22 protein-coding genes and 1 pseudogene are annotated in these 20,520 nt (G+C 47.6%); 6 read left to right on the top strand and 17 right to left on the bottom strand.

Annotated features, from left to right (window positions below; translation table 11 throughout):
* Nucleotides 1-12 precede the first annotated feature (12 nt).
* The 3 genes from dprA to sucC all read right to left on the bottom strand — a co-directional run bounded on the left by dprA (nt 13) and on the right by sucC (nt 3,317).
* Entirely contained in the window at nt 13-1,101 is a 1,089-nt protein-coding gene (gene dprA, locus THEAE_RS0103755) for a DNA-processing protein DprA (RefSeq protein WP_028986562.1), read from the bottom strand.
* Nucleotides 1,102-1,242: 141 nt separating this feature from the next.
* A complete protein-coding gene (gene sucD / locus THEAE_RS0103750) occupies nt 1,243-2,142 on the bottom strand; it encodes a succinate--CoA ligase subunit alpha (protein ID WP_005588139.1) in 900 nt (299 codons plus the stop codon).
* Nucleotides 2,143-2,156: 14 nt separating this feature from the next.
* The gene (gene sucC / locus THEAE_RS0103745) at nt 2,157-3,317 is read right to left on the bottom strand and encodes an ADP-forming succinate--CoA ligase subunit beta (RefSeq protein ID WP_028986561.1); all 1,161 of its coding nucleotides are present in this window, start codon (nt 3,315-3,317) and stop codon (nt 2,157-2,159) included.
* 221 nt (nt 3,318-3,538) lie between these two features.
* On the opposite strand from sucC, the gene THEAE_RS0103740 reads away from it, so the two are divergent.
* Together THEAE_RS0103740 and THEAE_RS0103735 are read left to right on the top strand one after the other, a co-directional pair.
* Complete coding sequence (locus THEAE_RS0103740) at nt 3,539-3,733, top strand: H-type small acid-soluble spore protein (RefSeq protein WP_028986560.1); 195 nt, start codon at nt 3,539-3,541, stop codon at nt 3,731-3,733.
* A gap of 158 nt (nt 3,734-3,891) precedes the next feature.
* Nucleotides 3,892-5,160: a methyl-accepting chemotaxis protein gene (locus THEAE_RS0103735; RefSeq protein WP_028986559.1), complete on the top strand. Its 1,269-nt coding sequence runs from the start codon at nt 3,892-3,894 to the stop codon at nt 5,158-5,160.
* 64 nt (nt 5,161-5,224) lie between these two features.
* Here the strand turns inward: THEAE_RS0103735 and tpx are convergent, their stop codons facing one another.
* The 8 genes from tpx to THEAE_RS0103690 all read right to left on the bottom strand — a co-directional run bounded on the left by tpx (nt 5,225) and on the right by THEAE_RS0103690 (nt 10,382).
* A complete protein-coding gene (gene tpx / locus THEAE_RS0103730; protein WP_005588144.1) occupies nt 5,225-5,752 on the bottom strand; it encodes a thiol peroxidase in 528 nt (175 codons plus the stop codon).
* Between the two features lie 169 nt (nt 5,753-5,921).
* Nucleotides 5,922-6,101, bottom strand: a complete 180-nt coding sequence (locus THEAE_RS0103720) for a hypothetical protein (protein ID WP_156920537.1) — start codon at nt 6,099-6,101, stop codon at nt 5,922-5,924.
* Between the two features lie 199 nt (nt 6,102-6,300).
* Nucleotides 6,301-6,474: an aspartyl-phosphate phosphatase Spo0E family protein gene (locus THEAE_RS22400; RefSeq protein WP_005588147.1), complete on the bottom strand. Its 174-nt coding sequence runs from the start codon at nt 6,472-6,474 to the stop codon at nt 6,301-6,303.
* A 194-nt stretch (nt 6,475-6,668) separates the two neighbouring features.
* Nucleotides 6,669-7,028 (bottom strand): Lin0512 family protein, encoded by a 360-nt coding sequence (locus tag THEAE_RS0103710; protein ID WP_028986558.1) that lies wholly within the window; start codon nt 7,026-7,028, stop codon nt 6,669-6,671.
* Nucleotides 7,029-7,169: 141 nt separating this feature from the next.
* Nucleotides 7,170-7,916, bottom strand: a complete 747-nt coding sequence (locus tag THEAE_RS0103705; protein ID WP_005588149.1) for an ABC transporter ATP-binding protein — start codon at nt 7,914-7,916, stop codon at nt 7,170-7,172.
* Nucleotides 7,913-8,683, bottom strand: coding sequence for an ABC transporter permease (locus THEAE_RS0103700; RefSeq protein WP_005588151.1), 771 nt, complete (start codon nt 8,681-8,683; stop codon nt 7,913-7,915). The genes THEAE_RS0103705 and THEAE_RS0103700 overlap by 4 nt, the downstream gene beginning before the upstream one ends.
* Nucleotides 8,684-8,695: 12 nt before the next feature.
* Nucleotides 8,696-9,760: an ABC transporter substrate-binding protein gene (locus tag THEAE_RS0103695; RefSeq protein WP_211233470.1), complete on the bottom strand. Its 1,065-nt coding sequence runs from the start codon at nt 9,758-9,760 to the stop codon at nt 8,696-8,698.
* 232 nt (nt 9,761-9,992) lie between these two features.
* Nucleotides 9,993-10,382, bottom strand: a complete 390-nt coding sequence (locus tag THEAE_RS0103690) for a hypothetical protein (RefSeq protein WP_005588155.1) — start codon at nt 10,380-10,382, stop codon at nt 9,993-9,995.
* Between the two features lie 333 nt (nt 10,383-10,715).
* Here THEAE_RS0103690 and THEAE_RS23225 point away from each other — a divergent pair, with 333 nt between their 5' ends.
* Nucleotides 10,716-10,892: a hypothetical protein gene (locus tag THEAE_RS23225; RefSeq protein WP_169729954.1), complete on the top strand. Its 177-nt coding sequence runs from the start codon at nt 10,716-10,718 to the stop codon at nt 10,890-10,892.
* A 474-nt stretch (nt 10,893-11,366) separates the two neighbouring features.
* Here the strand turns inward: THEAE_RS23225 and THEAE_RS0103675 are convergent, their stop codons facing one another.
* From THEAE_RS0103675 to THEAE_RS22835, 3 genes and pseudogenes are all read right to left on the bottom strand, one after another.
* Nucleotides 11,367-11,783, bottom strand: coding sequence for a DUF2178 domain-containing protein (locus tag THEAE_RS0103675; RefSeq protein WP_005585013.1), 417 nt, complete (start codon nt 11,781-11,783; stop codon nt 11,367-11,369).
* Nucleotides 11,773-11,985 (bottom strand): helix-turn-helix transcriptional regulator, encoded by a 213-nt coding sequence (locus THEAE_RS0103670; protein ID WP_028986556.1) that lies wholly within the window; start codon nt 11,983-11,985, stop codon nt 11,773-11,775. The genes THEAE_RS0103675 and THEAE_RS0103670 overlap by 11 nt, the downstream gene beginning before the upstream one ends.
* 100 nt (nt 11,986-12,085) lie before the next feature.
* Nucleotides 12,086-12,339, bottom strand: a pseudogene (locus tag THEAE_RS22835) (IS4 family transposase); the annotation flags it as partial.
* Nucleotides 12,340-12,522: 183 nt separating this feature from the next.
* Between THEAE_RS22835 and THEAE_RS0103655 the strand changes: the two are divergent.
* Nucleotides 12,523-13,827 carry a helix-turn-helix domain-containing protein gene (locus tag THEAE_RS0103655; protein ID WP_028986555.1) on the top strand — a complete coding sequence of 435 codons (1,305 nt, stop codon included), beginning with the start codon at nt 12,523-12,525 and terminating at the stop codon, nt 13,825-13,827.
* An 89-nt stretch (nt 13,828-13,916) separates the two neighbouring features.
* Here the strand turns inward: THEAE_RS0103655 and THEAE_RS0103650 are convergent, their stop codons facing one another.
* Nucleotides 13,917-14,405 (bottom strand): GNAT family N-acetyltransferase, encoded by a 489-nt coding sequence (locus THEAE_RS0103650; RefSeq protein WP_028986554.1) that lies wholly within the window; start codon nt 14,403-14,405, stop codon nt 13,917-13,919.
* A 148-nt stretch (nt 14,406-14,553) separates the two neighbouring features.
* Nucleotides 14,554-15,111, bottom strand: coding sequence for a hypothetical protein (locus THEAE_RS0103645; protein WP_028986553.1), 558 nt, complete (start codon nt 15,109-15,111; stop codon nt 14,554-14,556).
* 232 nt (nt 15,112-15,343) lie between these two features.
* Between THEAE_RS0103645 and THEAE_RS0103640 the strand changes: the two genes are divergently transcribed.
* Entirely contained in the window at nt 15,344-16,573 is a 1,230-nt protein-coding gene (locus THEAE_RS0103640; protein WP_028986552.1) for an IS256 family transposase, read from the top strand.
* 274 nt (nt 16,574-16,847) lie between these two features.
* Nucleotides 16,848-17,621 carry a polysaccharide deacetylase family protein gene (locus THEAE_RS19875; protein WP_245605523.1) on the top strand — a complete coding sequence of 258 codons (774 nt, stop codon included), beginning with the start codon at nt 16,848-16,850 and terminating at the stop codon, nt 17,619-17,621.
* Nucleotides 17,622-17,762: 141 nt separating this feature from the next.
* Here the strand turns inward: THEAE_RS19875 and acnA are convergent, their stop codons facing one another.
* Nucleotides 17,763-20,471, bottom strand: a complete 2,709-nt coding sequence (acnA, locus tag THEAE_RS0103630; protein ID WP_028986551.1) for an aconitate hydratase AcnA — start codon at nt 20,469-20,471, stop codon at nt 17,763-17,765.
* Between the last annotated feature and the right edge of the window lie 49 nt (nt 20,472-20,520).

Genomic DNA, 20,520 nt, shown 5'->3' with positions numbered 1-20,520 from the left:
GAAGTTTTTCCTTCATCGGCGCATATAAAAAAAGCCGGGCAACTTCTTGATCGCCTTCTTCATCTCCAGGGAGAGGAGAAGCTGGTGAAGTCGGGAAAGAGGATAACGGACCGAGCGGATCAGCTCGTCAATGTGAATCTGGGAATAAGAGATGAGGGATAAAAGTTCTTCCTCTTCCCGGGTGAGGTCCCCCACGAACGTTTTTCCTTCCTTCTCTTTTTCCGGAAAAAGCTCAGGCTGGATCGAGAAGGAAAATTCGTCCAACACATCCTGTGCGGAGGTGACCAATTTCGCCCCTTCTTTGATCAGTCGGTGCGGGCCGGCGCTTTTGGCGCTCAGGATCGAACCCGGAACGGCGAAAACTTCCCTCCCTTGTTCCAAGGCCCATTCGGCGGTGATGAGAGAACCGCTCCGATGATGGCTTTCCACCACCACCACACCCCGGCTTAAACCGCTGATGATCCGGTTTCGCTGCGGGAAGAGCCCCCTTGCGGGAGGCATATGGGGTGGGTACTCGGAAAGGAGAAGACCCCTCTCCCCGATTTCATGATAGAGATCTTCGTTTTCAGGAGGGTAAACCACATCAACCCCGCACCCCAAGACGGCAATCGTCTTCCCCCTCACCGATAATGCCCCCCGATGGGCAAATGAGTCAATCCCTGAGGCCATCCCGCTAACAACGCCCCATCCCTTCCCTGCCAAATCGGCCGCCAGCTTGTGAGATACGATCTGACCATAGGAGGAGGGCTTTCGGGTTCCCACAATGCTGATGAGACGGCTTTCGGCAAGGAGGGAAGAATCGCCCAAACTATACAGCAGAAAGGGAGGGTTGGAGATCTCCTCCAGCCTCCGTGGGTAGTCCGACTCTCCCCGCATATGAAGTTTTATTCCTAACCTTCGCAATTCCTCCTCCGTCTCCTCGATCTTCTCCGGAATAAGATGCTCAAGAATCGCCTCGATCTCCTCCCCTTTCAGGGGAAGCTCACGAAACCATCGGCGATTTCCCGGTACTTTCTGCCAATCCCCCCGTACCAACTCATCGATGCGGGTTAAGATCCCCGTTCCCACCCCCGGCAGCCGATGCAAAGTGGCGGCAATCATCTTCCGATCCAGATGAATCCCTCCTCTTCTTCATCTACAACCTGTTCTCATCTTTTTTCTTCTTTTTTCGGAAAAATCCTGCCGAAAAAAGAGAGAAAAAAAGACCGGATTTTGCCATCCGGTCCTTGAAGATTGAATCCTTTAAACCAAAACCCGTTCCAGTATCCCTTTTTCCCGAAGAAATTCCACCAGGGTTTCGCCCATTACCGCCGGGGTCTTCGCCATGCGAACACCGGCCGATTCCAGTTTAGCGATCTTTTCCTTAGCCGTCCCCTTTCCTCCGGAGATGATCGCTCCGGCGTGACCCATGCGCCGTCCGGGAGGGGCCGTCTGCCCGCCGATAAACCCGACGACCGGTTTGGTCATGTTTTCCTTAATCCAGTCGGCGGCAGCCTCTTCAGCGGTTCCGCCAATCTCCCCGATGAGGATAACCGCCTCCGTATCCGGGTCTTCATTAAAGAGCTTCAATACATCAATAAACTCCATTCCCTTAACCGGATCGCCGCCAATGCCCACCGCCGTGGATTGGCCGATCCCCCGGGTCGTTAACTGGTGAACCGCCTCATAGGTCAGGGTTCCGGAGCGGGAGACAATGCCCACTTTCCCCGGTTTATGAATATACCCGGGCATAATGCCGATTTTACACTCTCCTGGAGTAATGATCCCCGGGCAGTTCGGCCCGATTAAAAGGCTCTTCTTTCCTTCCATGAACCGTTTCACTTTCACCATATCGAGGACGGGGATCCCTTCCGTAATGGCAATGATGAGGTCGATCCCTGCATCGACCGCCTCCATAATCGCATCTGCGGCAAAAGCAGGGGGAACGTAGATGATGGAAGCATTAGCACCCGTCTTCGCAACCGCTTCCGCTACGGTGTCAAAAACAGGGATGCCTTCCAATTCCGTTCCCCCCTTCCCCGGACTTGTACCTCCTACAATCTTCGTCCCGTATTCCACCATCTGTTTCGTATGGAATAGCCCGGCAGATCCGGTAATCCCTTGGACAATCACCTTCGTATCTTTATTCACGAGGATACTCATCTTCCCCTACCCTCCTATTTCACCAGATTGACGATCTTCTCAGCGCCGTCCGCCATCGACTCGGCAGCAACGATGTTGAGGCCGGATTCGTTTAAGATCTTTTTGCCCAATTCTACGTTCGTTCCTTCCAAACGGACAACCAGAGGCTTGTCTAGCCCTACCTCGCGGGCCGCAGCCACAACCCCCTCCGCAATCACATCGCATTTCATGATTCCGCCAAAGATATTTACATAAATCCCTTTTACCTTTTCATCGGAGAGGATGATCTTAAACGCTTCCGTCACCTTCTCTTTGCTGGCGCCACCACCCACGTCGAGAAAATTGGCCGGTTCTCCGCCGTAAAACTTGATAATATCCATGGTGGACATGGCGAGCCCTGCCCCATTCACCATACAGCCGATGTTCCCATCCAAGGCAATATAACTTAAATCAAACTTGGAAGCCTCGATCTCCTTGGGATCCTCTTCATCCAAATCACGAAGCTTCTGAATCTCCGGGTGACGGTAAAGGGCATTGTCATCAAAATTAAGCTTCGCATCTAAGGCGATCACTTCCCCTTCTTCCGTCACCACCAAGGGATTGATCTCCGCCACCGAGCAATCTTTCTCTTCAAATACCCGGTAAAGCCCCATCATAAACTTCACCGCTTTGCTGTTTAACTCCTTGGGGATGTTGATGGCGTAGGCCAATCTCCGGGCTTGAAACGGCAAAAGTCCTACGAGTGGATCGATGGTTTCCCGAAAGATCTTCTCCGGGGTCTTGGCGGCCACCTCTTCAATCTCCATCCCCCCCTCTTCGGATGCCATCATCACCACCCGACCCGACTGACGATCTACCACAAGACCGACGTAATACTCTTTTTTGATGCGCGATCCTTCCTCGATGAGAAGCCGCTTTACAACTTTCCCCTCCGGACCGGTTTGATGGGTGACCAGGGTTTTCCCGAGAATCTCTCGGGCAAACTTCTCTACTTCATCCAAACTCTTGGCCACCTTTACACCGCCTGCTTTTCCCCGTCCTCCCGCGTGAATCTGGACTTTGACCACCGTCACCGGTGAGCCCAGCTCTTTCGCCGCTTCGACGGCCTCTTCCACGGAGAAAGCTACTTTTCCCCTGGGAACGGCAACGCCATACTCCCTCAGGATCTCTTTCCCCTGATACTCATGGATATTCATCTTGGAACCTCCCCACTTCCTTAAGGTTTCAATTATTCCCTCTAAATTTTAATGCTATTAGCGTAAAAAAGCAAAGAAAATATGACTTTTTAAAGAACGAGCGAATAAAAATTGCAGGAATGGATCAAAGTAATCTAAGATTTGAAAATTGATGGATCGTAACATCGGCCCTTTCCGAAAAAAAGAAAATGCGGACATCTATGAAGAAAGGAGGTTATCCCATGGATGTATCTCGCGCCAACGAAATTTTACGTTCTCCCGAGAAGATTGACGTCTTCTACCAGGGAGAACCCGTTTGGATTGATGAAGTAGATGAACGGAGCAAAACCGCAAAGATTCATAAAGAAGTTCAGACTCAACCTAATGATAAGAAACCCTTCTTCGTATCCATTGAACATTTGAAGGAGAGTTCATGATTATTTTTAAAATATTCCATTGGTTAAAAAGGGGAGCATGGGGTGCTCTCCCGTTTTTTTGGAACACCTGTGCAAACGGGGCTTGAAATGATCCTCTGTTATGTTACAATAAGAGGGAACTGACCGAATATTTAATCATTGTAGCGGAGGTTCCAGTGATGAAGTCCAAACTATTCCGGACCTTTTTTCTTATCTTTCTCCTTTATACGGGAGCATTAATCGTTTTCTCCTATCTTTTCGCAAAACAGGAGGTTTTTCCCCCTTTCATTCCCTTATTTCTTCTCTTTATGATCGGATCAACCCTTTTAGCTCTAGGAATGACCCGCTACATCCTTCACCCGATTTTGGACATGATTCAGGTCACCACCTCCATGACGGAAGGAATCGATGTCTCAAAACGGGTTTCCTATCGGTCAACCAACGAGTTCGGCCGTCTCTCCCACGGATTCAACAGGGTGATCAAGGGTTTTAAAATGATATTAGTCAGCGTTCGGGACCAGGCGACCACGCTCCTCTTTCAGGCGGAAAAAATCGCCCAGGCCGGTCAGCATTCGAAAGAAAGAATTTACCAGCTGACCCAAGCGGTCGAGCAATTCTCCCGAAGCATTCGTGAACAAGCGGAACGGGTACAAAGAACGGCCCAGACCATGGATGAAATGAATGAATCGATTCGGCAAGTGGCCTCAGGTGCCGAGGAATTAACCAGGATGATGGAAAAAACGTTAGGGCAGGCAAACGAGGGCTTTTTACAGGTTGAAAAAGTAAACGCTCTCATCAAAGAAAGCGTGGAGCAGATCACCGAATTAGATCAAACCGCCACTTCCTTAGAGAAATGGTTCACCCAAGTGGAGGAAGTGGTAGAAGTGATTGGCAGAATCGCCAATCAGACCAATTTGTTGGCTTTGAATGCGGCCATCGAATCGGCTCGGGTTGGCGAAAAGGGAAAAGGATTCGCTGTAGTTGCCGTTGAGATTCGGAAGCTGTCGGAAAGCAGTAAAAACTCGATTCAAAAAATCGAGGAAAATGTCGCAACAATACGGCAACTGATCCAGGAGACCGCAGATAAATCGAGGGAGGTTCATCTTAGGGCGGAGCAGCAGGATGAGCTCGCCAAAAGGCTCGCCCAACTTTTCCTAGGAATATCCCAAAACATTCAGGTGGTAAACAAAATGGCGATTACCATGAAGAATGAAAGCGAAAAACTGAGGAGAGGAAGCGAGGTTGTCCTGAACGAGGCCGTAAACCTGGCAAGCATGGCCCAAAATCTTTCCGCCGGAGCAAAAGAAGCCAGTGCAGCACTCGATGCGGAACGGGAAAACACAGATCAGCTCGCCTCCGAGATCGTAGAGGTTTTCGACCAATCGCGGAAATTGAAGCAAATCGCCGAACGTTGGAAAGGGATCGAAGAAGAAGCCCGAAGGGGATAAATGCATAAGAAAGAGAAGAGACCTCCTCCACAACGGAAGAGGTCTATTCATGCGCTATCCCCAGTTATCCCAACACTTCCTTCACCGCAGCGATTGCCTTTCCATAGTCAGGATGGGAGGTTACATCCGGCACAATCTCCACATAGCGAACGATATTCTCCCGATCCAACACAAAAATGGAACGATGGTCAAGGCCAAATTCTTTTATATACACCCCATAAGCTTCACCAAAGCTGTGGTCGTAATAGTCGGAAAGAACCGTCACCTGATCGACGCCTGCCGCTCCGCACCAACGGGCTTGTGCCATCGGAAGGTCACAGCTTACGGTGATGATGGCTACACTCTCCCCAAGGTTGGCGGCTTCTTCGTTAAAACGGCGGGTCTGTGCATCACAAACCGGCGTATCAAGGCTGGGAACGACACTAATTAACTTCACCTTGCCGGCAAAATCGCTAAGGGTTGTCCTCTCGTCGGAGAAAGCGCTCTTTCTCAGGCGAAAATCAGGGGCCTTTTGCCCCACCTTCACCTCCGAACCTACCAATGTAATGGGATTTCCCTTAAATGTTGCCACATTTGTCCTTTCCAAAGACATTTTCTTTCCTCCTTTTATGTAAATCTTGGGGAAAATCTCTTCCCGCGTTTACACTTTTAACACTATACCAATATCAAAAAAAGAGCAAGGTCAAGATGCTCTTCATTCATTTTTGGATATAAAAGAAGAACCCGGCCATCGGGTTCTTCCCTTATACAACTTCCCATGATTAATGTTCGATCTGTAACCTCAAATATCCCCTCTTCTTTAATGTTTCCGGTTTCTTTGCCGCAAGAGCTTCCATCTCTTCATCATCTAGGAGAGCCGATTTTTTCTGGGAATGAAGCCATTCCGACATTTCCTCGATGATAACCTGCCTTTGCCAAGCCAATTGTTCACGATGATTCATCGAATACTCTTCCATTTTATTTCATCCCTTTCGAAAACGACATATTTTGACTCTTCACGTATAGTATACCACATAATTATTAAAAATAAATCCATATTATAAAGGTTCTGTCTATTTAATTGTTAACTTTTTGTGAACTTTTTCACCATGTGATTGAAGCATTTCCTCCCGGAACGTTCGAAGGCAAATAAAAAAGGATCTAGACGATCCTTCCCAATTGATTAAGCTTTTGATCCAAGATTTGACTGAGTTGGACTAAATCCGGGTGGGAAAGAGAATCTACCTGCCGACTTAGCTCATAGAGACTTTTCCGCAGGAGCGAAATTTCCTCCTTGATTTGATCCTCTTTTTCCACCTGAACCATAACCGCCATCTTCCGACACTCTCTCTCAATTAAAACGTTTTATTATAGGCGTATTATATCCTACTTTATACCTATTGGCTATACCCCTATGAAAAAAATATTGTCAAAAATGTTGCAATGCGTTAAGACTCAAGGCAAACCGTGCCGACCCCTTCCTTTAGGGATGTAATTTTTTCTGAAAGATCTTCCATTTGGAGGAATCCTTAATACCCAACTTCTACCGCAGCATTTACGACATAAATGAGGTCATTCCGATCCCCTTTCTCCGGAAGAACCACTCCACTGGTGGTAAGCATTCCTCCATCGGCAATTTCAATCGTCACCTTTCCAAACGGAAGCACCTTCCTGATTTTCTCCTCGTCGATCTTCTCTTTATCACAGGGAACGGCAAGGCGCACATGGACCCTCATGTTCTCCAAGCTGTTTCCGGGCAGGACGGAACGAAGTCCCGGCATCGAATTATGATGAATCGCGTTTTCGATGGCCCGAACCGCAGCCACATTGACGTCTTGTCCATGGAGATCGACACCCATTCCAAGTTGGACAAAAAATAATTTCTCCATGCGTAAAACCCCCTTCTCCAAGATGCCATGAACGTCTCCGGCGGATTCCCCGTTGCAAAAACATCTAGGCGATAGTATATCAATAACCGGCAGGTGAATCAAGGTGAATCATCCATATGCGGGAAGCATCCATTTTTCCTGTTATCCCTTCGGATGAACCCCAAGAAGTTCCAAAATTTCTTGGCGCAGCGTGGAAAACCCCTCCCCGCTCCGATTTCGGGGCCTGGGGAGGTCGATAACAAGCTCCTCAATCACCTTGCCCGGTCGCGCCCTCATCACCAGAACCCGATCCCCCAAGGCGATCGCCTCATCCACGTCATGGGTGATGAATAGAACCGTCTTTCCGCTTCCTTCCCAGAGAGAAAGAAGCTCATTCTGCATTGCCATACGGGTTAAAGCATCAAGAGCCCCATAGGGTTCGTCCATAAGCAGGATTTCGGGATCCATCACAAATGCTCTGGCGATGGATGCCCGCTGCTTCATTCCTCCGGAAAGCTGAGAGGGATAAAAATGGCGAAAATCTCCTAACCCTACTCTTTCCAACATCTGATTCACTTTCTCCTGCCGTTCCTCTTTAGAGACCCCCGCCAATTCCAGTCCAAAAGCTACATTCCGCTCCACCGTAAGCCAGGGAAAGAGCGCAGGTTCCTGAAAGATCATCATCCGCTCAGGCGAAGGCGACTTAATCGGCTCGCCACGGGAAAGCACCTCTCCACGACTTGGGCGTTCAAGGCCAGCCACCATGCGGAGAAGGGTACTCTTCCCGCAGCCGGAGGGACCTACGATGACGACGAATTCCCCTTTTCCCACTGAAAAACTTACGTTCTCCAAAACCTGTAAATCGGAGAAAGATTTATAAACCCCTTGGAACTCAAGTTCTGTCTTCATGCCCTCTCCCCTCCCGCCACATAACGCCAATGGAGAAGACGCCTTTTGATCTGTTCTAATAACACATGATCTAAAAAGGAAGCAATCGTTCCAATCACTACGATATTCATCAACACCCCGCTCATATCGGCAATCTCCCCGGAATAGCTGATAGACCAACCCAAGCCTGAAGCGGCACCGCCCACCATCTCCGCTGCAATCAGAGAGCGCCAAGCGTTGCCGAAAGCAACCTGAGCCCCGGTGATAAAGGAAGGCAAGGTTTCCGGTAGATAAACTCTGGTGAGGAGTTCCTTTTTTGAAGCCCCCATGACCCGTGCTACTTCCAGATGGGTTCGTTCCACTCCTTCCGTTCCATTCATCACGGAAAGGGCCATGGGAAAAAAGGCCGCAATCACGATCACGATCACGATGGGCAGATTGCCGAACCCAAAGAGGATGACCAAAAAGGGAATCCAGGTGATGGGAGGAATCGATTGAAGAATGGTAATGATGCTTCTTAAATAATGGGCGAACCGTTTTGACAGCCCGGCAAAAAGCCCGAGAATTCCCCCCAAGAAACAGGCCAGGGGATATCCGATTCCGAGACGCATAAAACTATTCCCTAAAGAAACGAGGAACTCTCCCTTCCGTATCTCCTCCCACAATCGGGCGAAAACATGGGGAACATCGGGCAAAAGATATGGGGGCAGAAGGAAAGAGACCCCTTCCCAAATCAGAAAAAGGGTCGCTATGGCGAGGAGAAAAGGAACCCGTCGATCTCCTTTCATCGGATAAGCCTCCTACTTTGATGAAGCCTTTGTTTGCCAACTGAGATCAAGGGCATTCCTGACATCGATCTCCTTCTTTAAAATTCCCTGTTCCACCATCATTCCCACGATCTCCTGCATTTTTTTGATTTGATCCTCGGTGATATCCCAATTAAAGTCTTGTGCCTCGATGGCCTCCCGTATGACCTGAACCGCCGGAACACTGCCGCCCTCTACCGTCTGCAGTTTTTCCTCTTTCATAAAAGCCGGGGTGAGATATTTCGCGGCTTCTTCGGGGGAATTCTCCAACATTTCGATGGCTTCCTTTTGGGCATCCAGCGTCCTATTTACCAGCTCCCGGTTTTTCTTAAGAGTCTCGCCGGAAGCGATCACCACCATGCAGGGGAAGGGCCAGCTTTTTCCCACTTCATAAATGGACTCGGCTCCCGCCGTCGCTCTGGCCAGATGGTCATAAGGCTCAAAGACAAAAGCCGCATCCACCCTGCCTGCGGTCAAGGATTGAACCGCAACGGAAGGGGAGACATATTGCATGGGAACATCCTCAGGGGCAAGCCCCGCCTCTTTTAATACGACTCCATTCCAGACGATATCGGCGGTACTCCCTTTCTGTTGAGAGGCAACGACACGCCCCTTTAAATCCTTCACGCTTTTGATCCCTGAATCTTTTCGGACGATGAGACTATGGTAACCCATCTGGGCCCCGCCGACGATCTTAAGATCGGCCCCCTTATCCAACCACGTGAGGGCATTGGTAAAGCCAAGGACCCCCACATCAATTTGACCGCCGACGATCGCTTTAATCATATCGGTCCCACTGGTAAACAATTGCATCTCTTCATCCAGGCCATGTTTCTGATAAAGGTCCGCCTCATGGGCCAGAATGGCAGGGGCATCATCCATAACCAGGAGATAGCCGACCCGCACTTTCTCTTTCGGAGTAGCGGAGGAGGTTCCTTGGGCACCTTTCCCTCCTGATTCCGTATTGCCTGTTCCGCAGGCAGTTAAGCTTACAAGAACCATCGCAAGCAGTCCGATCAGAAACGGTTTTGCATATTTCTTTTTATACTCCCATCCCATTTTTACTCCTCCCTTCATACCTATACTCCTATTGATAATCAAACGATTCTCAATTGGGAACGAATTTAATTCTAGATGGGTATTATGAATCTGTCAAGCAGTGAATCTGTGAATCTGTAAAGCTGTAATCAAGTAAAAACCCCTTCCGTTTTTTAAGGGGCATGCGGTTTACTTTTAATATTCTCACCGATGGGCTTACACACCCCTTGAACACGGATCATTCCTATCTTCTCTATGGTTTCTCCTCCGGTTTTATTGCCGTATGGAGAACGCGAAAGAACAAAAGAATATCCCGATACGTATCTCCCAAATCTCCGAAAGAGCCTCGTTTGGCCGACATCACATCGATGGCCGAGCGGATGGGGTTGATACGGAAGACCGTGATGACAATATCGCTCTTGCGGAGGAGTCCCTGTTTTTCCACCAGGATCTCCCCCCGCTCCCGATCCGTATGGATCACTTTCCAGCGGGGAAGTTTTTTGGGGATGAGATCAAGAATCAGGTCGATTAATTTATCCTTCCGTTCTTTATAATAGCGAGTTTTAAGGGCCGGATCTTTCTCTTTCTCACTTGTCTCTTCCCTGTTTTTCCAGAGCCCCACCAGACTTCGCATCATGGACATCTACGCATCACCCTTTTCGAAATTACTCTTCATTTTTTCTACGCTGAAAAAACTCCTTTAATCTGTCTTGACAGTTGATTTTATTATATCATTTTTCTTCCCATTGAGGAGAGTTTTATCGAACATGTCTCCCTAGCGAAAGAGTTTCCGCGCATTCATTTCATAACAAAAAGATTCTCCTTCCCGGATTCAAAGAGTGGTTCAGATGATCTCTCACAGTTCATCGAATCGTCACGGAAGTTACCCTCTGTATTGTCAATGTTTACGGAGTTTAACGAACTTTCTTGACATCATAAACCTATACGTCTATATTCAGTAAGGGAGGTGTAAGTGATGAAAGTAAATTATCCCGTAAAAACAAACTTTGACTTAAAGGTCGTAAAAGAGGCATTAAAACCATTGGGAGGACGTTGCGCGAAGATCGTGGACGGAAAATTGGAATACCAAATCAAGGAAGAAAACGAAAAAGAGGCATATTCTCTTCTGAAGGAGAAAGGGTATATCGAGTAAGCCTTCTTCACTGAAAGGATTTTATATCGGCAGCATGGTTCGTTTGTAATTGTTCTTAGTTGTGAATGCCCCCATCAACTTATGCGGTGGGGGCTTCTTTCTTAAACGCCCCACCCTGCCCTGCCAACCTTAATCGTTTGCAAAAAAAAAGCGGAACCCAATACTTCGTTCGTAGAGGGTTCCATATGTCCGTGAAATACTGGTTGCTTACCTACTTTGCTGCATCAACGCTTAAGATAGGTAGCCCAGGATCAAAATCCGCAAAAGCTGTTTGTCCGAAAACCATCAATGCAAACAACAGAAACAGAATCGCCAGGAACTTTTTCATCTTCTCACCCCACTTTTGCAAAATGATCTGTGTGTGATGTAACTAAATGATGTCAATTTAATAATTTCATATTCTGGCCATGTTGTCAATATTCAAAAATGGTAATGTTTCTCTTTTAAACAACAGATTTTATATCTTCCCTAAAACTATGTGTTTTGCGTCAACTTATTCTTATATATTGTATAGGTTATATATATACCGATTAATGAAACCGCTAAGACGAAAAAAATCATGAAGTCAACTTTCATTAAGGCATAGATTAGAAAAACCGCGCTAAATACATAACCCATAACATCAAACGCAAATGCTTTTGCTTTTGTAGTGATATATTGGTTCCTTTCATCCTTCGCTTCGATCTCCATCTCACGACGGATATCCGGATTTTTTCCTCTGGCAAGTTTTCTAATACGTTCTATGCTATTAAAAAATATGGCCAGTCCCAAGGTCATAAAAAAAAGTGGGAGCCCATTTCTCATCTGTTCATTCATGTAGATTCCGACAATGTACAATGCCGCTCCTAAAATTAACAGCATAATGTAAAGTATCGCTTTTTTATTCTTCATTCTTATTACCTTCCTCAAAAATAAAGATATCCTCAATGGCTAAATCAAAAAGCTTTGCGATCCTAAAAGCTAAAGATAACGAAGGATCATACCTCCCGTTTTCGATAGAAATAAGGGTTTGTCTCGTTACCTCTAATCTTTTAGCCAAATCCTCCGATGACATCTTCTTATCTTTCCTGATTTCCGCAAGTCTATTTCTCAATTTCTTACCTCCACGCAAAATTCAAAACATACAATATATTGTTCGAAACATTAACATCAAAGAGATTCTATGTTAACTTTTTTCCACATTAATTAATAACTCAACTTTCGCATCCTGAAAATACGAATAAAGCCTTAATATAATTGGGCAATTCGCTAATCCAATTCTGTAATTGACTAAGAGATGTCTCACTGTTCTCTGATTCATTCGTGAATAGGTTCAGAACAAAGGCCATCAAAGGTAGAACATTCCTCCTAGCGAGCGCTCATCGGTATGTTGTCTCCGTTCCCATTCAAGAATGAGATAACGGGTAAAGACAAAGGTCGTATGTCTGATCATCATGTCAAAAGACCGCCTTTAAAATTTATTAGATCTTATAATTAACTGAATTAACCTTACTGATAACAGTTTACCATCATAAAAAAATATTTCAATAACCTTTCCAAAAAATCTTACTCTATGATTCACTTTTTACAGTCATATTTTGAAACTTTCATGTTGCTTTTTGTAACAATCATTGCTATGCTTATAGAAGAAATGATAAACGTAAAGGTGATGAAAGTGGCCACAACCCTCGGAGAAAAGATCAAGGAATTGCGGGAAAACCTGGGGATGACACAGGAGGAATTGGCGGAGGGAATCTGCACGAGGAGTTATATCAGCATCATTGAAAAGAACCAGATGAAGCCTTCCGCCGAATTAATCATCAAGTTAAGCAAAAAGTTAGGTTATGATTTACGCAATCTCAAGGAAAGCGCCCACCCTGCCTCTCCGTATTACGAGAAACTGAATCAAATCGAGACGCTGCTCTATAACCAAGATGACCGCGAGGCGTTAAAGCAGCTGCAGGAGATTCCCGAAGATGCGGTACTGCCCCCTTTTGAAAAGGCTAAATGGTTGTGGGAGAAAGCGGTCTTAATCGCCCTTCCGCAAGAACGATGGACGGAAGGCGAATCCTGGTGCAACGAAGCTTTGCAATTGCTGGCGGATTCAACGGAACTTTCATTGATTGCCAAAGTGCATTACATCATCGGCGTGATCCGGTATCGTATGGGAAAATTGGAGGATGCATTTGAATCCTTTAATACCGGGATACAGGTAATGACGCAGTCTCCCTCTCCCTCCATGCGTTATCTCGTCTTGCTCTATCTTAATCAGGCGATGATTCACAATCATTGGAAGGAGCCGCGTTCCGCGCTCATTTGCGTGCAGAAGGCAAAAGATCTGAATAAGAATACCAATTCCTACTACCACGTCGGGGACATCGAATTTCATTGGGGTCTGGCATTAAGTGGTTTGAATGACCCGGAAAATGCAAAACTGCATTATAACCTGGCGCTTCAGTTTTATCAGTATAATGAAAAAGCGACAAATCTGGGAGCGGTCTACACAAACTTAGGGATTGTGGAACGTCAACTGGGGAACTTCGAGGAGTCATTGCAATATTTACAGAAAGCGATTCAACATTATCAGGAGGCCAGCCTGAAAGAAAAAGAGGAAAACAGCCGTTATGAATTGGCCCTCACCCTATTTGCATTGAATCGGTATGAGGAGGCCTTGGAGACGGCAAAAGCGCTGCATGCCGGTCTCCCACAGGACTCTCCGCTATTGCCGAATGCAACGTGGCTGATCGGGGAGATCTATCTCAAAATGAATGATTTAAAGGAAGCAAATCGCTATTTGCAGCAGGCGTATCAATTGATCGTAAAGGATGTCCATTGCCCCGTGAATACGAAACAATTGATCTTAACCGGTTTGGTTTCCTTATATCAGAAGCAGGATACGCCAAATCTTCAGACCAACTATTTAGAAATGTTGCATGAATCAATCTTAGGTTATTGAAAAATGTTTTTTCCATCCCCACTCTCACAGGGTGGGGATTTGTTTTCTCTTTATCCCGATCGAGGAATGGGTTGTCCTTCACCGGACTTTTAAAGCATCAACTGATAAAACAAGACATCTCGCCAGGCGCCGAATTTGTAGCCCACTTCCGCAAAACGGGCAACCAGGCGGAAGCCAAATCGCTCGTGCAGCTTAATGCTCGCCTCATTGTCCCCGGTAATCCCCGCCAATATCGTATGGTATCCCAATCGGCGGGCACGCGTTATGATCTCTCCGACGAGAAGTTTTCCGATGCCTTTCCCCCAGTAGTTCTTGTCGATATAAACGGACAACTCGACCGTCTTGGCATACGCCGGCTTTTCGCGGAAAGGGGAGATACAGCTGTATCCTACAACCTTTCCATCCTCTTCGGCGACGATCAACGGATAATTCTTGCCGTATTTGGAAAACCATGCGGTTCTTTGCTCCAGCGTCTGCTCTTCCAAATCAAAAGTAGCCGTTGTATGTAGAACAGCCCAGTTGTAAATGCGCAGCAGATCAGGCAGATCGGCCGGATGTGCGTCCCTCAAGATGACCATTTGCTTCCACTCTCCCGTAGAAAAATCGTAAACAAGACCATTATGCGGGACGCGATGAAAAAATTCAATCTGTGCCGATCTTTGTTCTGCTTCTAGAATTAGATAAGCTCGAACAGAATTATTTAAAATTGCAGAGCTCCCAATTGAATTACTCCTTTAAATCACTAAAATTCTGCAGTATTTTTCTCTGTTCCATTGCAGATCGATGCATGTAATCCTTATTTTTCAAATACGATACTAGTTTTTCAAGGCTTTGAATTTCCGCCTTTATTTTTTCTTTTGCCTCCTCAGTCACCTTCAGTGGTTCTTTTTTTAACATGGATGATAATATATCTTGTTGGATTTGATTTAGGACTGTTGTTTTTGACACGGTAAAATAACCGAATAAAGAATTAATTTGCAACTCACCTGCCAATGTGCTTAACAAGTTAATTTTATTTGTAGTCCTATTAATATCTAACAACAATCCGAAGTAAGGTATTTTTTCTTTCTCTGTTTTATAAAGTACTCCATTTGTCGCTGCACTTCCTTCCTCGATTTCTAATTGTTTCAATATCATCTTATAGAGATCATGAACATCGTTCATCTCGTTATATAGGATACTATAAGAAATTTCCTCTTTTTTGGTTTCGTAATTTATTACTAAAATAAAGAGAAAGACATTAAGCATAAGTGAAAAAAACAATAAAAGTTTAATCGCCTTCATATGAATTTCCTCCGGATTAACTTACCCCTATCTTAAGAAATGGATAAGATTATATATATATTATATCATTCAGAATCATTAGGGAAGTTGTTCGCCATGAAAGTGTTAAAGTTGAGTCCGTATAATTGGTGTAAAATCAATCGTTCAGCTGGGTGACATAATACACAGGTGCCACCCCCGCCCTTCTCTGGTAGAATGAGTTTGTGAACAAAATCTACAGGGAGGTATGGAGATGGCACAATATAATATTACCTTGAACGATGAAATTTTGAAAGATCTATTTTCTGGAGATAAGGGGGTGGCTGTCTTACTAGAACAGGTGCTGAATCAGGTTCTTCAAGCCCAGGCCACTGAGCAGTTGAATGCAGAGCCCTACGAACGGTCTGAAGATCGTCAGGGTTATCGCAATGGTACTCGCCCCCATCCCATNACGACCCGCGTCGGTACGCTGGTATTGCGGGTGCCACGACTCCGTAGCGGCAAGTTTTCCACAGAGCTTTTTGCCCGTTATCAGCGCAGTGAACAGGCACTTTTACTGGCGATGATGGAGATGGTTATTAATGGTGTATCCACAAGGAAGGTAGCCGCTATCACGGAGGAGCTATGTGGAGAAGAGTTTTCCAAGTCTACCGTATCGGAGCTCTGTAAACGATTGGACCCCGTTGTCCAAGGATGGAACGAACGAAGCCTGAAGGACAAGGAATACCCCTTTGTGATCGTGGATGCCATGGTGCTAAAGATTCGTGAGGATGGCAGGGTGCGCTCGAGGGCTGCTTTGATTGCTACTGGTGTGGGTGAAGACGGATACCGTGAAGTGCTAGGAATGCGCATCGGGGATAGCGAGTCTGAAGCCAGTTGGAGTGCGTTTTTCGGCTGGTTGAAGGACCGAGGGCTGCATGGTGTGGATATCGTTGTCTCTGACAGCCACAGCGGGCTTGTGAAAGCCCTACACACCCAGTTTCAAGGCTGTACCTGGCAACGATGCCAAACGCACTTTATGCGCAACTTCTTGGACGCCGTGCCTAAGAGTTTACAGGAGGAGCTGTATGGGAAAATGCGGGCCATCCTTGATGCGCCAGATGTGAAGACAGCCCGTTTGTTGATGGAGCAGGTTGTGAAAGAGTACAGCGATAGAGCACGAAAAGCTGTGGATATCCTCGAGTCGGGCTTTGATGACATCACGGCAGTACTGGAGCTGCCAGAACGGTACAGGAAACGTCTCCGTACTACCAACGGTCAGGAGCGTCTTAATGAGGAAATTCGCAGGCGAGATCGGGTGATTCGAATCTACCCGAATCGAGACTCGGCGATACGGCTTCTAGGTGCCTTGCTGATGGAGATTGACGAGAAATGGCAATCTGGTCACCGGTACTTTGACATGGAAGACTATTACGTCTGGCGGGAGGAGCGTAGGAAGAAGGAGGTGGCGGAGTCACAGCAGAGCGTCCGAAAGGTTAGTTAACATAATGCAATCACCGGGGAGGGGAGAATTTACACCACAATTAGGACTTGACCAGTGTTAAGTAGAAAAAGCCCATCTCATCAAATAAATGAGACGGGTTTTTCTGTATCCCTTATCTTGAGGTACTCTTCAATCTACCCCCAATCTTCTCGGACTTCTGTTCCCCTTAGCCGACTGAGGCAAGGATCCCCCCAACGAGTCATGATAAAACGAGCAAAAATGAGAAAAGATATAGGGAGTGAAGCAAGAAGCAAAGCGAAAGAAGGGATTCATTATGCGCCGCATGCTCTTCTTTTTTTTATCCTTGTCCCTGTGCCTTCCTCAAATGATTTCGGTGCAACCTGCCATATCCCCGCAGCCGTCTTTGTTGGCTTTTGCGCTTCAGGAAATGGGCTCCCCTTCCTCTCTCAACCGAAAATATCCACACCTTTTCATCATGAAAGGAAAGGGAACGGCCAAAGAGGTTGCCCTTACCTTTGACGATGCCCCCGATCTCCGTTATACCCCGCAAATCCTCACCATCCTGAAAAAGGAGAACGTAAAGGCCACTTTCTTCGTGGTGGGATGGAGGGCGAAAGCATATCCCTCCGTCGTAAAGCGGATCATCCAGGATGGGCACGTGTTGGGGAATCATTCGTATAGCCATGCCGACTTGGCCAAGGTAAGCCAAAAAAGGTTTCAATATGAAACAGAGAAAACGGACGAGATTATAAAGCGACTCTCCGGTTATTCTCCAAAACTGTTGCGACCACCGTATGGGAGCATCAAGGAGAGCCAATTGCGCTGGGCCGCCCAAAAAAAATATGTCGTCGTTTACTGGAATGTGGACTCGGAAGATTGGCGGGGAATCGGAGCAAAGGAAGTCATCCATAACGTGCTGGACCATGTCGGCGTGGGTTCCATCATCCTGCACCATTCAGGAACGGGGAGGGGAGGAGATCTCTCAGGAACCGTTAAAGCCCTGCCGGTCATTATTAAGAATCTAAAGAGGGAGGGGTATCGTTTCGTCACCGTTCCGGAATTACTGCACATCCCGCGAAATAAATAACGGACGAAATTGGCCGATGGGAAAATGGTTCTCTTCTTCCATTAATAGAAATGGGAAGACCAATTGGTAACGGTATAGGCGAGCTTTTTCAACAAAAAAACGCCTCCTCTTTCAAAAAGGGAGGCGTCAATTTCGGCGTCGTTATCTCTTCATCAGTTCCCGGAGGACGGTCTGCAGAATGCCGCTGTTCCGGTAATAATCAATCTCAACCACACTATCGAGGCGGAGGGTGACCTTAAACTCGATGGTGGATCCGTCTGAGCGAGTGGCCCGTACTACCACCTCATCTCCAGGTTTCACCTGATCATGAAGTCCAAGGATGTCGAAGCTCTCTCCGCCGGTAAGACCCAAGGATTTCCAGCTGTCTCCCTCCATAAATTGGAGAGGAAGGACACCCATTCCTACCAGGTTGCTCCGGTGAATGCGTTCAAAACTCTCGGCGATGACCGCTTTTACCCCTAAGAGGTAGGTTCCCTTCGCCGCCCAATCCCGGGAAGATCCCGTTCCGTATTCCTTACCGGCCAACACAAGGAGGGGAACACCCGCTTCCTTATATTTCATCGCCGCGTCGTAAATCGGCATCACTTCCCCGGTAGGCAGGTACTTGGTAACGCCCCCTTCGGTTCCTGGAGCGATCTGGTTTCGGATGCGGATATTGGCGAATGTCCCCCGCATCATCACCTCATGATTTCCCCGCCGTGAACCATAGGAATTGAAATCCTTCTTCTCAACTCCATGTTCTAGCAGGTATTTCCCGGCCGGGCTGTTTACGGCGATGCTGCCCGCAGGGGAAATATGGTCGGTGGTGACCGAATCTCCCAGGAGGGCAAGAACGGCGGCTTTCTTAATCTCTTCCAGGTGCCCCGCTTCCGGAGAGAGGTTTTCAAAGAAGGGAGGCTCCTGGATATAGGTGGACTCTTGATCCCACTCGTAGAGCTGTCCCTCCGGGGTTGGAATCTTGTTCCAACGCGTGTTGCCATGAAATACATCCGCATATTGCCGGCGGAATTTCTCCGGCCCGATCGTGGAGAGTATCGCATCTTGAACTTCTTTCCCTGTAGGCCAAATATCCTTCAGGTAGACAGGTTCACCATCTTTGCCATAGCCGATGGGTTCACGGGCCAAATCGATGTCAACGGTTCCTGCCAAGGCATAGGCAACGACGAGCGGCGGTGAAGCGAGGTAGTTCGCCTTCACCTGGGGGTGGATCCGTCCTTCAAAATTGCGGTTCCCGCTTAATACGGCAGCCACGGTCAAATCTCCGTCGCTGATGGCCCGGCTTACCTCATCGGGGAGGGGGCCGCTGTTTCCGATGCAGGTCGCGCACCCATATCCGGCCACGTTAAAGCCCAATGTTTCTAAAGCTCCCATCACACCTGCATCGATCAGGTATTGGGTCACCACTTTGGAACCGGGAGTAAGGGAGCTTTTCACATAGGCCGGTTTCTTAAGCCCTTTCTCCACCGCCTTTTTCGCGAGAAGACCCGCCCCGATCATCACACTGGGATTGGAAGTGTTTGTACAACTGGTGATGGCGGCGATCACCACCGCCCCATGGCGCAGTTTGGTCTTTTCTCCGTTCGGGTGTGTTACTTCAACCTCTTTGGCCAGCTTTTCTTCCGTAAGCCCGAACCCCCCTTTTTCTACAGGGGTACGGATGGCGGTCCGGAAGCTCTCCTTCATCCGATCCAACTCGATCCGATCCTGGGGCCGTCTGGGACCTGCCAAGGTGGGAACCACGGTGGAAAGATCTAATTCTACCACATCGGAGTAGATCGGCTCAGGAGCATCATCCGTCCGGAACATGCCTTGTGCCTTATAGTAAGCTTCAACGAGGGCGATCAACTCTTCACTCCTCCCCGTTAAACGGAGATAGTTTAGCGTCTCCTGGTCTACCGGGAAGAAGCCCATGGTGGCTCCATATTCCGGCGCCATATTAGCCACCGTCGCCCGGTCCGCAAGGCTTAGGGTGCTTACTCCGGGCCCGTAATATTCCACAAACTTTCCTACAACCCCTTTTTTGCGCAAAATATTGGTTACCGTAAGCGCCAGGTCGGTTGCCGTTGATCCTTCCGGAAGTTTCCCGGTCAGCTTAAATCCGACCACTTCGGGCGTGACAAAATAGAGGGGTTGGCCTAACATGCCCGCCTCTGCTTCAATTCCACCCACACCCCATCCGACGACCCCCAGACCATTGATCATGGTGGTGTGGGAATCCGTCCCTACCAGGGAGTCGGGAAAAACTTGCGTCTTTCCATCCACTTCCTTTTGGGAGACAACGGAAGCCAGGTATTCAAGATTCACCTGATGAACGATCCCCGTGGCGGGAGGCACGACGCGGAAGTTCCGAAAAGCCTTCTGCGCCCAGCGGAGGAATCGGTAGCGCTCTTCATTTCTTTCAAATTCCAGAGCCATATTGAGTTCCAGAGCATCTTTGGTGCCGAAGTAGTCCACCATGACCGAATGGTCGATCACCAAATCGACGGGAACCAGGGGATTAATCTTCTCAGGATCTCCCCCTGCCTTCTTCACGGCTTCCCGCATGGCAGCAAGGTCCACCACCGCAGGTACACCGGTAAAGTCTTGCAGCACAATCCTGGATGGTTTAAAGGGAACCTCTTTATTGGCATCCCGGGTAGAAGCCCAATTGGCTAATTGCTCTACATGCTCTCCGGTGATCGCCCGGCCGTCATATTGGCGTACGGCGGCCTCCAAAAGAACTTTAATGGAATAGGGCAATCGCTTTACTTCCCCGATTCCTTTCTCTTCCAGTCCTTCAAGGCGAAAATACACATATTTCTTTCCCCCGACTTCTAGTTCTGCCTGAACATCAAAGCGTGCTTCGTTCATTCCTTACCCTCCTCATTCCTGCTCAATATCCTGTTCATGTTCCGCATAA

This window comes from Thermicanus aegyptius DSM 12793 (assembly GCF_000510645.1).
GTDB classification, from domain to species: Bacteria; Bacillota; Bacilli; order Thermicanales; family Thermicanaceae; genus Thermicanus; species Thermicanus aegyptius.
Note: the sequence above shows the minus strand (reverse complement) of the source record. Positions and strands in the feature narration are given on the sequence as shown.